A 15,437-nucleotide genomic window follows, 5' to 3' on the forward strand; every position below is an offset into this window, starting at 1 on the left:
TGCATGATACGATTGATGCTGGTGGATGACCATGAAATGGTGCGCTTAGGTTTATCATCTTTTTTTTCAATTCAGAAAGATTTCCAGGTTGTAGCAGAAGCTGCAGACGGAAAGGATAGTGTAACATTAGCACTAGAAACAAAACCGGATATTATTTTGATGGATCTGGTCATGGAAGTGATGGATGGCACAGAAGCCACGATTGAAATAATGAAAAAATGGCCTGAAGCCAAAATAATTATTTTGACAAGTTTTATCGATGATGAGAAAGTATATCCAGCTATGGAAGCAGGAGCTTGTGGTTATATACTGAAAACATCTACAGCAACAGAAATAGCCGAAGCTGTTAGAGAAACATACAATGGTCATAATTATATAGAGGATGAAGTATCGAATATACTTGAAGAAAAAAGAATCGAAAAAAACTCAGTGTTTTTACATGATAGACTCACGAGCCGTGAAAATGATGTCGTTCAGCTCATCGCTAAAGGCTATACGAATCAGGATATTGCAGATGAACTCTTTATCACTTTAAAGACTGTAAAAACGCATGTATCCAATATTTTATCCAAGCTGGAAGTAGAAGATCGCACCCAAGTAGCTATTTATGCTTTCAGGCATGATATCGTAGAGAATCAATGAAAGTAAAGTAAAAAAGCCCCGGGGGGAGAAACATTGTTAGTTCCCCGGGGCTTTTGATTTCTATTAATTTGTCAATATTACAGGAAGAATGATAGGTTGTCGTTCTGTTTCAGAAAAGAGGAATGTTTTAACGTCATTGATCAATGCGTTTCTCATCTTGTATTCATTAAGCTGCTTATGTTTAAATGATCGCTGAATACTTCTATATGCGACTTTTTGCGCTTCTTGAATGAGAGCCTCAGATTCTCTCATGTAAATAAACCCTCTGGAAATAATATCTGGTCCAGCCAGGATCTGTTTCTTGTCTGTATCGATTGTAGCAACTATAACAACGAGTCCATTGTCAGAAAGAATTTTTCGGTCTCGAAGCACCACGTTGCCAATATCTCCGATTCCACTACCATCGACATAAACATCACCAGCTTCAACTTCGCCTGCGCGTCTGGCGGAGTTTTCGGTGAAAGCAAGAACTTCTCCATTATCCAATATGAAACAATTTTCTTTTGGAACACCAGTTTCTTGAGCCATTTTTGCATGAATACGTTGCATGCGGTGCTCTCCGTGGATCGGTACAAAGTACTTTGGTTTCATTAGCTGCAGCATTAACTTCTGTTCCTGTTGTCCACCGTGTCCTGAAGTATGGATATTGTTTATTTTTCCATGAACAACATTTGCCCCGGCCTCGAGCAGCTGGTTGATTACTCGATTGACGCTGATTGTATTACCGGGTATCGGAGAACTTGAGAAAATCACGTTATCTCCCGGCTGGATAGAAATTTGTCTATGTGTGCTGTTTGCGATCCTGCTTAAAGCAGCCATAGGTTCACCCTGAGAGCCTGTACATAGAATCAGTACTTCGTTTGCTTTATAATTTTTTATTTCATTTGGATGAATAAATGTTCCTTCATCAGCCTGGATATACCCTAACTCTTTACCAGTTTCCAAGTTGTTGACCATGCTTCTACCAAAAACAGCGACTTTTCGTCCTGTTCTATTGGCTGCTTCAATGGCTTGTTGCACTCTGGTAATGTTTGAAGCAAAAGTAGCGAAAATAATGCGCCCATCAATATTGTTGAATAAATTTCTTATCGAGTCGCCGACCATTCTTTCAGATTGTGTGAAATTAGGGATTTCAGCATTTGTACTGTCTGAAAGCAAGGCCAACACACCTTCTTCGCCAATACGAGCCATCTTGTGAAGATTAGCGGGGTCTCCAACTGGGGTGAAATCAAATTTGAAATCTCCAGTCTCCACAATATTTCCGTTAGGCGTTTTCACAACAATACCATATGCTTCTGGAACACTGTGTGTCGTTCTGAAAAATGACACTTGAGTCTTTCTGAACTTAACGACCGTTTCTTCATTTATTTCGTTTAAAGTAGCATCACGCAATAAATGATGTTCATTTAATTTATTTCTGATCAATGCAAGTGCAAGTTTACCTGCATAGATGGGGATGTTAAGTTCTCTCAAAAGATAAGGTGTTCCTCCAACGTGGTCTTCGTGGCCGTGGGTAATAAACAGACCCTGGATCTTATCCTTGTTTTCCACTAGATATGAGTAGTCAGGAATGACGTAATCAATACCTAATAAATTGTCCTCAGGAAATTTGATTCCAGCATCGATCAAGATGATTTCGTCTTGAAATTGTATTGCATAGGTATTTTTACCTATTTCGTTTAAACCACCTAAAGCAAATATGGCGGTCTCGTTATTCTTTATATTTGATTTCATTGTTAAACTCCCTTGTATTAGTATTAATCATTAAAATCTTACTTTGCAAAACTGTCGTATATAATGGTATAACAAATGTGCTATTACTTAAATTCTCCGCTCGGTGCGTGGTGTAAGAAACCACTGATATAACTATTCTACCATACTAAAAATAATAAGTATAGAATAATGAAAGCGGGACAAGTGATATGAGAACAGCAAACTTTAAAATTTATTTGTAGTTTTGCATTAATTTATATATAGTAGGAAATGACGACATATAAATCGGGAAAGGGCGAACAGAATTGGAAAATAAAAAATTATTTATTTTTGATATCGATGGGACAGTGTTGAATGATGATAAAGAGATACCGAAAGAAACTAAAGAGGCAATTAAAGAACTAAGTGAATCCCATGATGTAGCTATTGCAACGGGTAGAAATCGATCGATGGCCAAAGAGGTAATCAAAGAACTTGGTATCTCTCATTACATCGTATGTAATGGAGCGGCGGCCTATTACAAAAACGAAAATATTTACACGAATCATTTAAATAAAGAAGATCTTGAAAGATTATTAAAAACAGCCGATAATCACAACCATCAACTCGTCTATGAAACGATTGATGATTTGAAACGCAGAAATAAAATACCAAATGCAAGAATGAGTGATGGTATGAAATTTGTAGGCTTCGATGTTCCAGAATATGATAAAGAATTCCATAAAGAAAACGCATTGGTTCAATGTCTCCTTTTTGTTTCAGAAGAAGAGATGGATATTTACGCGGATAAGTTTCCTCATTTCAGATTCGTCCGCTGGTATAAAGAAGGTATTGACGTACTCCCGGTAGATGGATCAAAGTTTTTGACTATTAAAATACTCGCGAATCACATGGGAATCAATTTGAATAATGTTATAGCTTTTGGTGATGGAATGAATGATATCGAAATGATCAAACAAGCGGGCTTAGGAGTGGCGATGGGAAACGCTAGAACAGAAGTTAAGAATGTTGCCGATATGATAACAGATTCTAATGAAAATAATGGTATTTCAAATGCACTGCGAGAATTGAATTATATTAAATAAATTTGAATGAATTTGTATGAATTTTGTATATTTAAAAAAAATTTAAAAAAATACGTATAAATAAGAATTTTACTATAGACAAATGTCTGAAAATAAGTAATAATAATGGAGGACGTATTTTTGGGGGGTATAGCTCAGTTGGGAGAGCGCTTCGCTGGCAGCGAAGAGGTCATCGGTTCGAGCCCGATTATCTCCATACTATTCTTTTTAACTACAGAATTTATCACGATCAATGTGATAGGTTCTGTAGTTTTTTTCGTAAGCGCCTGAGGCTGGGACGGTAAATCAATCTGTTTAGCGTTATTAATGAATGTTTTATAAATATGCTCCATAAAATAGACCTGCCGTCCACTTCATACCACTTCATAAATAAGTTTAATGAAATGTGATAGTTTTGTGACGATTCTCCCCTATGTTACAGCTTTAAACGCTTTTTGCCCCTCACACTTTTACTTTTATTAAAAAAAACAAAAATTTCATGTAATGTTATTGAAACGCTTACAATTTTAATATATACTCTACACTTACTGTAATTAATATTTTATTGGAGGCGAGGAAGTGTTGACTGACGAGCAAATAAAAGAGCTCAAACAGCTTTTAAAAGAGTCAAAAGAAAACAATATGTCACCTGGAATCGCTCAAGTCACTAATCTGATTTATCCGGTGGACAGTCAGACAAAACAGAGCAAATTGAAAACAAAATAAACACACTACTGATAAAAAATCAATAAATATGTTGTTTTTTTTAATGATAAAATGGTATTTTAATATGAGAAAACAAATTTCAAACGACAACCTGGGGAGGATAGTGGATGATATTAGAAAAAACAAACAATTACTTTAAATATAAAATAAATACACAACAGTTAAATTATAGCTTTTTTTGGATTATAGTCATTGTATTTGGTTCTCTGGCTTTTTTATTTAATTCTCCTGAAGAAATCCTAATGGGACAAATCTCAATTTTATTGTCACCGTCTAATTTAGTTACCGATTATTTTGCGATTTCTAATGTGGGTGCCACATTATTTAATTCGGCCTTATTGACTGCCCATTCAATTGCGATCATTAAGATTTCTAAAGCTCAAATTAATGGAGCAGTAATAGCTGGTGTATTAACTGTAGCTGCTTTTTCTTTTTTTGGTAAAAACTTGTATAATTCTACACCGATCGTCATAGGAGCATTTGCTTATGCATGGGTGACCCGAATGCCTGCGGAAAAATCGTTACTTGCTGCTCTTTTTGGAACAGCTCTTGGTCCACTTGTAAGTGAGATTTCGTTTAATCTTGGCTTGCCGTTGGCACAAGGGATCTTGTATGGTTATGCAGCCGGATTTTTTGCTGGCTTCTTCATCCCTCCTATTGCTAATCACGTAGTTGATTTCACAAAAGGCTTCAGCGTATACAACGTAGGATTTACATGCGGGATAATAGGGACCCTATTTATATCTGTTATTCGTAGTACAGGGAAAGAGGTTGAACCGGTCTCAATATTATCTTCAGGTAATAATGAGTATTTTACTCTTATTTTTTTATTTTTGTATACAGTGATGCTGGGTGCAGGCTTATATCTGAATTCCTGGTCTTTTAAAGGGTACAAAGATTTGCTGAAGCATACTGGGCAGCTATCAACTGATTTTTTGAAAACGAATGGATTCCAGGTCACTTTAATAAATATGTCATTATTAGGTTTTCTTTCACTAGGTTATGTTCACCTTCACGGAGGAGAACTTAATGGACCAGTGATTGGCGGAATTTTAACAGTAGTAGGCTTTGGAGCCTTTGGTAAACATATCAGAAATGTCATCCCTATATTGCTTGGAGTTTCTTTGATGGGTGTCGTCAATGATTATGATATGAGCGACACTGGAGTAGTGACAGCCGGATTGTTCGGGACAACGATTGCACCGATTGCTGGAAGGTACGGAAAATGGGCGGGGATGTTGGCTGGAGCCTTACACTTAAGTTTAGTGAGTAATACTGACAATCTGCATGGGGGAATCAATCTTTACAATAATGGTTTTTCAGGAGGCTTTGTAGCAGCAATAATGATTCCATTACTGGAGGCTTTTCATTATCATAAGGAGAAAAGGAAAAAACTTAGAGAACCTGTGGATCCTGCCAAAGAAGTTAAAAGTAATGAGTAGGGAAAAAAATCATTCGTCAGGCAGACCCAGTCTCTTATTTAATACTTACGCTGGACTTTAACATACAAAACAACCTGACCTTAAGATTTAGGTCAGGTTGTTTTGCTTTCTTGAGATCAAAAAAAAAAAACGAAAAGAACAGTCGTCTTACTTTAGTATTTAGGGTATTAATCCTCTTCATATCCTAGAACTTCCAAATCTTTTGGAAGGGCCATTGGGTTATCTGGATCGATACGATCGAAAAACATGATGCCATTCAAGTGATCGATTTCATGCTGAACGACAATAGCAGGAAAATCTTTTAAACGTCTGCTTTGTCTATTACCTTCAGTATCGACATACTCTATACGAATACGTTTGTTTCTGGGAACATACCCCTCTACTTCACGGTCGACAGACAAACACCCTTCGCCTTCAGATAGGCAGGTTTGTTTAACAGAGTGACTGATGATTTTAGGATTGATCAATATGTCACTGAATTGCGGCTCTGTTTCATCAGGTAAATCTGAAGGCACGTGTACTGCAATCATACGTTTAGAAACATTCAGTTGAGGTGCGGCTATACCAACACCTGGTCTGAGGTCATATTTTTCAGCTGTTTCTGCGTCTTGACTATTTTTTAAAAATTCAAGCATATCATAAGCTAATTTCTTTTCGTCATCAGTTAAGGGTAAGATCAGGGGGTCCGCCACTTTACGTAAAGTAGGGTGACCTTCACGGATGACATCTGTCATTGTTAACATCAAATTCCTCCTTGTACAAGATACTGGTTCTCTAGTATTCTAACAGTTTTTCAAAAGTTTTGCATTAGATTCAATTAGAATATGATGTGTGCGATGAGATAGTTCTTATTTTTGAAGTGATGTGTTTCACATGTTATTTTTTTTCAGCCATCCGCTGGTACACCTTACGTTTTCAGGCTCTCTTATATAACAGATTAAATGTCTGTGTTACTCCATTGTTCTTTTATGAATAAAATAAGATGATAAAGGAGTATAACAGATTGATTGCATTTTTAATCACAATTAGACCGAATCCCTTTTATACCGGCTTTTAAATACGATTACTTCAAACGTTTATGCTTGCAATAAACTAGAAACCATGATAAGTTATAAAAGGAATAGATAAAATTATAACAGTTCAAATACACTGTTACATTCGATTATACAAACAGAGAGGAATGGGTAATCTATGGCAAAGCAACCAGTTGATTACGAGGCACTTTTGAGTTCAATTGAAGCTTCGTTTCCGATGGTTCAAATTTTAGATAAAGACGGTAATGTTGTGAATAAGGACATTATGCCTGATTTATCGGATGACGAATTAGTAGAGTTAATGACAAGAATGGTATGGTCTCGTGTTCTCCATGAGCGTTCAATGGCGCTGGCCCGTCAGGGAAGATTAGGATTCTATGCACCAACTATGGGACAGGAAGCGTCACAGCTAGCCAGTCATTTTGCATTTAAAAAACAGGACTGGCTCTATCCGGGATACCGTGATATTCCACAACTGATTCAACATGGACTATCGGTACCTAAGGCTTTCTTATGGTCTAGAGGTCATGTAGAAGGTAATAACTACCCAGAGGATCTGCACGCTATGGCACCTCAAATCATCATCGGTGCGCAGTACATCCAAGCGATGGGTAATGCAGTAGGACAAAAATTTGCTGGTAAAGAAGATGAAGTGACGTTCACTTATACAGGTGACGGCGGATCTTCGCAGGGAGATGTCTATGAGGGCATGAACTTTGCAGGACGATATAAAGCGCCTATTGTGTTCTATATTCAAAACAACGGCTATGCCATCTCTACTCCTCGACACAAACAGTCAGCAGCTAATACCTTAGCTCAAAAAGCTGCAGCAGCTGGTATACCTGGGGTTCAGGTTGATGGAATGGATCCACTTGCAGTATACGCTGTATCTAAACAGGCGCGTGAATGGGCAGCAGCAGGGAATGGACCCGTATTGATCGAGACGATCACCTCTCGTTTCGGACCACACTCAACTTCTGGAGATGACCCAACACGTTACCGTGAACAAGAATCTTTTGACTACTGGGCACAGAGAGATCCTCTAGTACGCTTCCGCAATTATTTGAAAGAAAAAGGCTTGTGGAATGACGAGAAAGAAGAAGAACTGATCGAAAAAACGAAAGAAGAAATCAAACAAGCTGCCAAAGAGGCGGATCAAGCTCCAAAAATGAAAGTTTCAGAATTTCTGAAAAACATGCATGGCGAGCCTGGTCAGAACATTATTGAGCAGATTGAGAAATATGAAGCAAAGGAGAGTAAATAATCATGGCGAATCTTACAATGATTCAAGCAATCACTGAATCCCTTGATCAAGAAATGGCTCGTGATGAAAAAGTCTTGATTTTCGGTGAAGACGTAGGTAAAAATGGTGGTGTTTTCCGTGCAACTCAAGGTCTCTTTGATAAATACGGAGAAAACCGTGTGAATGATACTCCACTTGCTGAATCTGGGATCGGTGGGATGGCATTTGGTTTGGCTGTTCAAGGTTTTCGTCCAGTAATGGAAATCCAATTCTTTGGATTTGTATTTGAAGTAATGGACTCTATTGTTGGGCAGATGGCTCGTACACGCTACCGTACTGGTGGGAAGTTAAACTTACCGGCTGTTATCCGTTCACCATTCGGCGGCGGAGTGCACACTCCGGAAATGCACGCTGACAGTTTGGAAGGTTTAATGGCACAGTCACCAGGTCTCAAAGTCGTTATCCCTTCAAACCCGTATGATGCTAAAGGGCTACTGACTTCAGCTATTCGTGATGAAGATCCTGTTGTTTTCCTTGAGCACATGAAGTTGTATCGCTCGTTCCGTGACGAAGTACCAGAAGAGCAGTACACTGTGCCGCTTGGTAAAGCTGCGGTTGCTAAAGAAGGTTCCGATATTACTATTGTAGCTTATGGTTACATGGTAAGAGAAGCACTTAAAGCTGCAGAACAGTTAGAAAAAGATAATGTCTCTGCTGAGGTTATCGACTTGCGAACAGTATCTCCTATTGACTATGAAACAATCGTTAAATCTGTAGAAAAAACTGGACATATGGTCATGGTTCAAGAGGCTCAGCGTCAAGCTGGTGTGGGTAACGTAGTGATTTCTGAGGTTTCTCAACGTGCGATCCTTTCACTGGAAGCTCCTGTCGGCTTTGTTTCAGCACCTGACACTGTCTACCCATTCGGACAGATCGAAAACACATGGTTGCCGAATGCAAAAGATATAACAGCGGCTGCTAAAAAAGCAGTAGAGTTTTAGTAACAACTTAATAGATGATAATGAACAATCTCTATATGGTTTATACCGTTTAGAGTTTGTTCATTATTAAATGATAACTCAAAACAATAAAAGTGAAATCATTTATAGAAGGGAAGAAAATAACTATGGCTTTTACATTTAAACTCCCTGATGTAGGGGAAGGTATGGCTGAAGGAGAAATCGTCAGCTGGTTAGTTTCAGAAGGAGATACCGTAGAAGAAGGCGATTCGATCGCAGAAATCCAAAACGACAAGTCAGTTGAGGAACTGGCCTCTCCAGTAGATGGAACAATCAAGAAATTCCTGGTGGAACCTGGCACAGTAGCTTCTGTGGGGGATCCTATCGTTGAGATCGATGCTGAAGGACACTCCGATGCTGGAGGAGATTCATCAGAAGGTACAACTGAAGCAACAGCTTCTAAAAGTCTCTTTACATTCAAACTCCCTGATGTAGGAGAAGGTATGGCTGAAGGAGAAATCGTCAGCTGGTTAGTTTCAGAAGGAGACACTATTGAAGAAGGCGATTCTATTGCTGAGATCCAAAACGACAAGTCAGTTGAGGAACTGGCATCTCCCGTTGATGGAACGATCAAGCAATTCTTGGTAGAACCAGGAACAGTAGCGTCAGTAGGGGACCCTATCGTTGAGATTGATGCTGAAGGACATGCAGGTGAAACAGAGGAAGTAACTGCTTCTACTGAGATGTCTTCTGAAGAAGCACAAGCAGGGGCAGAAAAAACTGATCCGGCTCAAGATGTAGAAAAAGTCTCTGATGAGGTAGTTAAAACATCTGATCCTAATAAGCGTGTTCTCGCAATGCCATCTGTCAGACAATATGCACGCGAAAAAGGTGTCGACATCAGTTTGGTTGAAGCATCAGGTAAAGGTGGACGTACAACACGTGAGGATATCGATACATTCCTTCAAGGTGGCGGAAAAGCTGCTGCTGCAAAAGAAGTATCAGCCAAAGACACATCATCTAAAGAAAGCATAAAATCCGCAGTTAAGGAAACATCAGCTTCATCTAAAGGCAAAACGGCTTCTGTATCTGCTGACGTCAAACCATTTAAATCTGGTCGTTCTGACGAAGAAACCAGAGAGAAAATGACTACAACACGTAAAGCTATCGCTAAAGCAATGGTCAACAGCAGTTTGACTATTCCTTCCGTTTCACTATTTGACGAAGTAGATGTCACGAAGTTGATGGAACATCGTACTAAATTCAAAACGATTGCAGCTGAACAGAATGTTAAGTTAACATTCTTACCTTACATTGTTAAAGCAATCATCTCTGTAATGAAGAAATTCCCGGCACTTAATTCATCTATCGATGATACGACTGATGAAGTGGTATACAAAAATTACTATAACATTGGTATCGCCGCAGATACTGAACAAGGACTTTACGTTCCGGTTGTTTCAGATGCTGACAAGAAATCAATGTTCAATATCGCTTCCGAAATTTCAGAATTAGGTGCTAAAGCGCATGAAGGCAAATTGAAATCAAGTGATATGGCTGATGGCTCTATCTCGATTTCCAATATCGGTTCTGTAGGGGGCGGCTGGTTCACACCGATCATCAACCACCCAGAAGTGGCTATACTAGGTGTTGGCCGCATCGCTAAAAAAGCAATCGTAAATGACGAAGGCGAAGTCGTTTCAGCTCCAATGCTTGCCTTGTCATTAGTATTTGATCACCGTGTGATCGACGGAGCAACGGGTCAAAAAGCAATGAACGAACTGAAACGTCTGTTAGCAGATCCTGAATTGTTATTAATGGAAGGATAAGGTGAAACACAAATGGTAGTAGGAGATTTCGCAATTGAATTAGATACAGTAGTTGTTGGAGCTGGCCCAGGTGGATATGTAGCAGCCATTCGTGCTGCTCAGATGGGTCAGAAAGTAGCTATTGTAGAAAAAGAATTTATCGGTGGGGTGTGCTTGAACGTTGGTTGTATTCCTTCTAAAGCACTCATCACTGCCGGGCATAAATATCAAGAATCCCTTGATTCATCTACATTTGGTGTGACTTCTGAAAACGTTAAAATAGATTTCAAAAAGACACAGGAATGGAAAAATAATCAGGTTGTAAGTAAATTAACAAAAGGCGTTGAAGGCCTTCTTAAAAAGAATAAAGTCGAAATACTGCGCGGTGAAGCATATTTTAATGATGAAAATACCATGCGCGTCATGACTGAAGACAGTGCTCAAACGTATTCCTTCGAAAATGCAATCGTTGCAACAGGAAGCCGTCCAATTGAAATCCCTGGATTCAAATTCAGTGAGCGTATATTAGATTCAACAGGCGCGCTTAACTTGACAGAGATCCCTAAAAAGATGGCTATCGTCGGCGGAGGTTATATTGGTTCTGAGTTAGCTGGCGTGTACGCCAACTTAGGTACAGAAGTAACTATTTTAGAAGGTTTGCCTTCTATCTTGAATGGTTTTGACAAAGATATGGTCAAGCTGGTTGAGAAAAACTTTAAGAACCGTGGCGTTAATATTGTGACTAATGCAATGGCTAAAGAATCCCAGGTTACAGATAGTGGTGTAACTGTTAAGTATGAAGCTAAAGGAGAAGAAAAATCTCTGGATGTGGATTACGTACTGGTAACTGTTGGACGTAAACCAAATACTGATGATATAGGTCTGGAATCAGCCGGAGTAGAAATGGATGAGCGCGGCCTGATCAAAGTCAACAGACAAGGTCGAACAAGCACTGAAAGCATTTATGCTATTGGCGACGTTGTTCCTGGACCTGCATTAGCGCATAAAGCGAGTTATGAAGCAAAGATAGCAGCCGAAGCTATTTCTGGTAAAAAAGTTGCAGTGGACTATCGAGCATTACCTGCTGTTGCCTTTACAGACCCAGAAATTGCATCTGTTGGTTATACTGAAAGTGAAGCAAAAGCAGAGGGACTTGATGTAAAAGTTACAAAATTCTTCTTAGGTGGTAATGGACGTGCTCTTTCACTTAATGCGACAGAAGGATTCGTCCGACTCGTTACAATGAAAGAAGACAATGTCATAGTAGGTGCTCAAGTAGCTGGAGTCAGCGCTTCAGATATTATTGCTGAGCTTGGTTTGGCTATCGAGAGTGGTATGAATGCTGAAGATATTGCTTTAACCATTCATGGTCATCCTTCACTCGGTGAAGTAGTGATGGATGCAGCTGAAGCAGCTTTAGGACTACCTATTCACATGTAAAATAATAAGATGCTGGAGATTCTAGAACATGTAGAATCTCCAGTTTTTTTGCAAAAAAGTGTCTACTCATTTAAACTGGAGTAAAGGAGTATGAAATGAGGAGAAAATATATGACTGATCACATACAAGCCAGAGATAAAACAATTAAAAAATGGATCCATGATATCGGCCAAGTTATCATTAAAGAGAAAGATAGTTATTTAGAGGTTGAACAAAAGACAGCAGCTAACGATTTAGTGACTAATATGGATAAGTGGGTAGAAAAAGAATTGGTGGAAAGAATTCGCACGGCTTATTCGAAAGACCGCATTTTAGGAGAAGAAGGTTTTGGGGATTCCGTAAAAAATATGGAGGGAACAGTTTGGCTGTTAGATCCTATCGACGGGACATTGAATTTTGTCTTGCAGAATGAAAATTTTGCCTTAATGCTTGCCATCTATGAAGAAGGAATACCGGTTCAAAGCTATATATATAATGTTACAACCAACGAGTTGTACGCAGCAATCAAAGATGGCGGAGTTACTTGTAATGGTCAACCAGTAGAAATCCCAGCTAACCGTTGTTTAAATGAAGGACTTTTAGCGACAAACTCTAGTATAATGACAAAAGACAAATATGATGGAATCAGAAAAATTGCCAGGAAAAGTTTAGGTCTGAGACTTGTGGGCTCTGCGGGACTTGAAACAATTGAAGTAGCCAAGGGAAGCATCGTTGCTTATATTGCTACCAATCTAAAGCCTTGGGACATTGCTCCAGGGATCCTTTTTATGAAAGAACTGGGATTAAAAGCTACTCAGTTCGATAATGAGCCTGTTGATTTAATGAAAAACAATAACATTATATTTGCCGTTCCCAAAGCACATAAAGAAATAATGGATCTCATCCATGAATAAACAGGTTTAACTTGTAATCTAGTTTGAATTACTGTTATAATACCTTGTGCAACATTTTAGGATGATTGGAGAGCATTTATTCTTGAGTGTGAATCTATCAAGAATAAGTGCTTTTTTTATGAACATATTTGAAAAGTCCTATGAAAGCATAGACAGAACAATTAGATTCTAGAGTAACGAATTTGGAGGAAAAAAATGAATAGAAGAGAAGATATAAGGAATATTGCCATCATCGCTCACGTTGACCACGGCAAAACAACGCTGGTGGATGAGTTGCTTAAGCAGTCTGATACTCTGGACGCCCATAACGAATTGAATGAAAGAGCGATGGATTCTAATGATATCGAAAAAGAGCGGGGCATTACCATCCTTGCTAAAAATACAGCTGTAAAATACAAAAATCATAACATTAATATACTCGATACGCCTGGTCACGCGGACTTCGGCGGAGAAGTTGAACGAATAATGAAAATGGTGGATGGAGTTATACTTGTCGTCGATGCCTACGAAGGTACGATGCCACAAACCCGCTTTGTTCTGAAAAAAGCACTTGAAATGAAATTGATCCCAATAGTCGTCGTTAATAAAATAGACAAAGAAACAGCTAGACCCGCAGAAGTGGTAGATGAAGTTGTCGATTTGCTTATTGAATTGGATGCTGATGAAGACCAGCTGGAATTCCCGGTCATCTATGCCTCTGCTATAAATGGAACAAGTAGTCTGTCTGATAATGTAGAAGATCAGCAGGATACAATGGAACCAGTTTTCGAAAGCATTCTAAGAGAAATTCCGGCTCCGATAGATAACAGTGATGAACCGTTACAATTTCAAGTTTCTTTGCTTGATTACAATGACTATGTTGGAAGAATCGGTATCGGTCGCGTCTTTAGAGGTAAGATTAAAGTTGGAGACAACGTGACGTTAAGTAAGCTTGATGGATCTACTAAAAACTTTCGCGTAACCAAACTGTTTGGCTTCTTTGGGCTTGAACGAATGGAAATCGAAGAAGCTAAGGCTGGCGATCTGATCGCTGTCTCAGGGTTCGAAGATATCTTCGTAGGCGAAACAGTGACGCCAGCAGATCATGTGGATCCTTTACCTATCCTTCACATCGATGAACCTACCTTACAGATGACATTTTTAGTTAATAATTCTCCATTTGCAGGCAGGGAAGGGAAGTGGATCACATCCAGAAAAATCGAAGAACGCCTTATGATGCAATTGCAGACAGACGTCTCGCTTCGCGTTGAGCAGACAGATTCTCCAGACGCATGGACTGTATCCGGTAGAGGAGAGTTACACCTTTCCATTTTGATTGAGAATTTGCGTCGCGAAGGTTTCGAATTGCAGGTGTCTAAGCCGGAAGTTATTGTAAAAGAAATAGACGGAGTGAAATGTGAACCGTTTGAACGTGTGCAGATCGATACACCTGAGGAATACATGGGATCTGTCATCGAGAATCTAAGTCAGCGAAAAGGTGAAATGCAGGATATGATCCATACTGGTAATGGCCAAGTACGTCTGATATTCCTTGCGCCTGCTCGTGGTTTGATCGGGTTTACCAATGACTTTTTATCTCTGACTCATGGCTATGGTATTATGAACCATACTTTCGATCAATATTTACCATTACTTCCAGGTAAAACAGGCGAACGTCGCTATGGTGCGCTTGTTTCTATGGAAAATGGCGCAGCAACCACATATAGTATAATGAACTTGGAAGACCGTGGGACAATTTTTGTTGAGCCGGGAACAGAAATATATGAAGGTATGATTGTCGGTCAGCACAATAGAGACAATGATATTGCTGTCAACGTTACTAAAGAAAAGCAAAAGACTAATGTGCGCTCAGCTAATAAGGATCAGACGAATGTAATCAAGCGTCCACGTGTAATGACTCTTGAGGAATCGCTGGAATTTCTGGCTGATGATGAGTACTGTGAAGTAACGCCGGAATCCATCCGATTAAGAAAGAAAATTTTAAATAAAAATGAACGTGAAAAAGCAGCAAAACGTTCAAATAAAAGCTAAAGTTTAAAGGTTATGACTCTCATAGCTTTATATAGATGCTTTTTTGGAGAGTTTTATCTTAATTAAAAATCCCTCTCGTTTAGAGGGGTTTTTTTGTTATAATAATTAAAACAAAAAGAAGGTGAATTTTTTGGAAGAGAAACAAAGTTCTAGAGCGGGGTTAGTAGTCTGGCTTTATACTACAAAATATATCAATAAATTGAAACGCTACGGTCTGATTCATTTCGTATCAAAAAATATGAACTATGCGATTATTTATGTTGACCGCGAGCAAATAGATACTTTGATCAGTACTATTTCCAAACAACATTTTGTCAGAAAAGTGGAACACTCTTATCGCTGTGACATGCCTGATACATTCGATGGTGTTCTGGATGAAGTAAGAGCGCTCTCCAATGAAGATGACGATGAAGACAATTTGGTTAAAGTCATCTTCAACTAA

General features: G+C 38.9%; 13 protein-coding genes and 1 tRNA gene. 12 read left to right on the forward strand and 2 right to left on the reverse strand.

Going from position 1 to position 15,437, the window contains the following annotated elements; translation table 11 throughout:
• Positions 1-3 precede the first annotated feature (3 nt).
• Entirely contained in the window at positions 4-642 is a 639-nt protein-coding gene (locus AKA01nite_RS05540) for a response regulator transcription factor (RefSeq protein ID WP_146924326.1), read from the forward strand.
• A 63-nt stretch (positions 643-705) separates the two neighbouring features.
• Here AKA01nite_RS05540 and rnjA read toward each other — a convergent pair whose 3' ends face one another.
• The gene (rnjA, locus tag AKA01nite_RS05545) at positions 706-2,376 is read right to left on the reverse strand and encodes a ribonuclease J1 (protein ID WP_146924327.1); all 1,671 of its coding nucleotides are present in this window, start codon (positions 2,374-2,376) and stop codon (positions 706-708) included.
• A 284-nt stretch (positions 2,377-2,660) separates the two neighbouring features.
• Here rnjA and AKA01nite_RS05550 point away from each other — a divergent pair, with 284 nt between their 5' ends.
• From AKA01nite_RS05550 to AKA01nite_RS05560, 4 genes are all read left to right on the forward strand, one after another.
• Entirely contained in the window at positions 2,661-3,440 is a 780-nt protein-coding gene (locus tag AKA01nite_RS05550; RefSeq protein ID WP_146924328.1) for a Cof-type HAD-IIB family hydrolase, read from the forward strand.
• Positions 3,441-3,563: 123 nt separating this feature from the next.
• Positions 3,564-3,636 (forward strand) — tRNA-Ala (locus AKA01nite_RS05555).
• A gap of 362 nt (positions 3,637-3,998) precedes the next feature.
• On the forward strand, positions 3,999-4,145 hold the full coding sequence (locus AKA01nite_RS09300; RefSeq protein ID WP_186805110.1) for a hypothetical protein: 147 nt from the start codon (positions 3,999-4,001) through the stop codon (positions 4,143-4,145).
• Positions 4,146-4,252: 107 nt separating this feature from the next.
• A complete protein-coding gene (locus AKA01nite_RS05560; protein WP_146924329.1) occupies positions 4,253-5,587 on the forward strand; it encodes a DUF1576 domain-containing protein in 1,335 nt (444 codons plus the stop codon).
• Between the two features lie 167 nt (positions 5,588-5,754).
• On the opposite strand, the gene def is transcribed toward AKA01nite_RS05560, so the two are convergent.
• Positions 5,755-6,330 (reverse strand): peptide deformylase, encoded by a 576-nt coding sequence (def, locus tag AKA01nite_RS05565; protein WP_146924330.1) that lies wholly within the window; start codon positions 6,328-6,330, stop codon positions 5,755-5,757.
• A 448-nt stretch (positions 6,331-6,778) separates the two neighbouring features.
• On the opposite strand from def, the gene pdhA reads away from it, so the two are divergent.
• The 7 genes from pdhA (at position 6,779) to AKA01nite_RS05600 (ending at position 15,437) form a co-directional block, all read left to right on the forward strand.
• Positions 6,779-7,885, forward strand: a complete 1,107-nt coding sequence (gene pdhA / locus AKA01nite_RS05570; RefSeq protein WP_146924331.1) for a pyruvate dehydrogenase (acetyl-transferring) E1 component subunit alpha — start codon at positions 6,779-6,781, stop codon at positions 7,883-7,885.
• 2 nt (positions 7,886-7,887) lie between these two features.
• Complete coding sequence (locus tag AKA01nite_RS05575; RefSeq protein WP_146924332.1) at positions 7,888-8,865, forward strand: alpha-ketoacid dehydrogenase subunit beta; 978 nt, start codon at positions 7,888-7,890, stop codon at positions 8,863-8,865.
• A 125-nt stretch (positions 8,866-8,990) separates the two neighbouring features.
• The gene (locus AKA01nite_RS05580) at positions 8,991-10,652 is read left to right on the forward strand and encodes a 2-oxo acid dehydrogenase subunit E2 (RefSeq protein ID WP_146924333.1); all 1,662 of its coding nucleotides are present in this window, start codon (positions 8,991-8,993) and stop codon (positions 10,650-10,652) included.
• Between the two features lie 12 nt (positions 10,653-10,664).
• Positions 10,665-12,071 (forward strand): dihydrolipoyl dehydrogenase, encoded by a 1,407-nt coding sequence (lpdA, locus tag AKA01nite_RS05585; protein ID WP_146924334.1) that lies wholly within the window; start codon positions 10,665-10,667, stop codon positions 12,069-12,071.
• 110 nt (positions 12,072-12,181) lie between these two features.
• Positions 12,182-12,964 (forward strand): inositol monophosphatase family protein, encoded by a 783-nt coding sequence (locus tag AKA01nite_RS05590; protein WP_186805111.1) that lies wholly within the window; start codon positions 12,182-12,184, stop codon positions 12,962-12,964.
• A gap of 195 nt (positions 12,965-13,159) precedes the next feature.
• On the forward strand, positions 13,160-14,995 hold the full coding sequence (typA, locus tag AKA01nite_RS05595) for a translational GTPase TypA (RefSeq protein ID WP_146924336.1): 1,836 nt from the start codon (positions 13,160-13,162) through the stop codon (positions 14,993-14,995).
• Between the two features lie 130 nt (positions 14,996-15,125).
• Positions 15,126-15,437, forward strand: coding sequence for a YlbG family protein (locus tag AKA01nite_RS05600; protein ID WP_186805112.1), 312 nt, complete (start codon positions 15,126-15,128; stop codon positions 15,435-15,437).

This window comes from Alkalibacterium kapii (genome assembly GCF_007988865.1).
GTDB classification, from domain to species: Bacteria; Bacillota; Bacilli; order Lactobacillales; family Carnobacteriaceae_A; genus Alkalibacterium; species Alkalibacterium kapii.

Excerpts from the sequence above, each read along its gene's own strand:
- AKA01nite_RS05540 (WP_146924326.1), top strand. The coding sequence starts at position 4 with ATGATACGATTGATGCTGGTGGATGACCATGAAATGGTGCGCTTAGGT.
- rnjA (WP_146924327.1), bottom strand. The coding sequence starts at position 2,376 with ATGAAATCAAATATAAAGAATAACGAGACCGCCATATTTGCTTTAGGT.
- AKA01nite_RS05560 (WP_146924329.1), top strand. The coding sequence starts at position 4,253 with ATGATATTAGAAAAAACAAACAATTACTTTAAATATAAAATAAATACA.
- def (WP_146924330.1), bottom strand. The coding sequence starts at position 6,330 with ATGTTAACAATGACAGATGTCATCCGTGAAGGTCACCCTACTTTACGT.
- pdhA (WP_146924331.1), top strand. The coding sequence starts at position 6,779 with ATGGCAAAGCAACCAGTTGATTACGAGGCACTTTTGAGTTCAATTGAA.
- AKA01nite_RS05575 (WP_146924332.1), top strand. The coding sequence starts at position 7,888 with ATGGCGAATCTTACAATGATTCAAGCAATCACTGAATCCCTTGATCAA.
- AKA01nite_RS05580 (WP_146924333.1), top strand. The coding sequence starts at position 8,991 with ATGGCTTTTACATTTAAACTCCCTGATGTAGGGGAAGGTATGGCTGAA.
- lpdA (WP_146924334.1), top strand. The coding sequence starts at position 10,665 with ATGGTAGTAGGAGATTTCGCAATTGAATTAGATACAGTAGTTGTTGGA.
- AKA01nite_RS05590 (WP_186805111.1), top strand. The coding sequence starts at position 12,182 with ATGACTGATCACATACAAGCCAGAGATAAAACAATTAAAAAATGGATC.
- typA (WP_146924336.1), top strand. The coding sequence starts at position 13,160 with ATGAATAGAAGAGAAGATATAAGGAATATTGCCATCATCGCTCACGTT.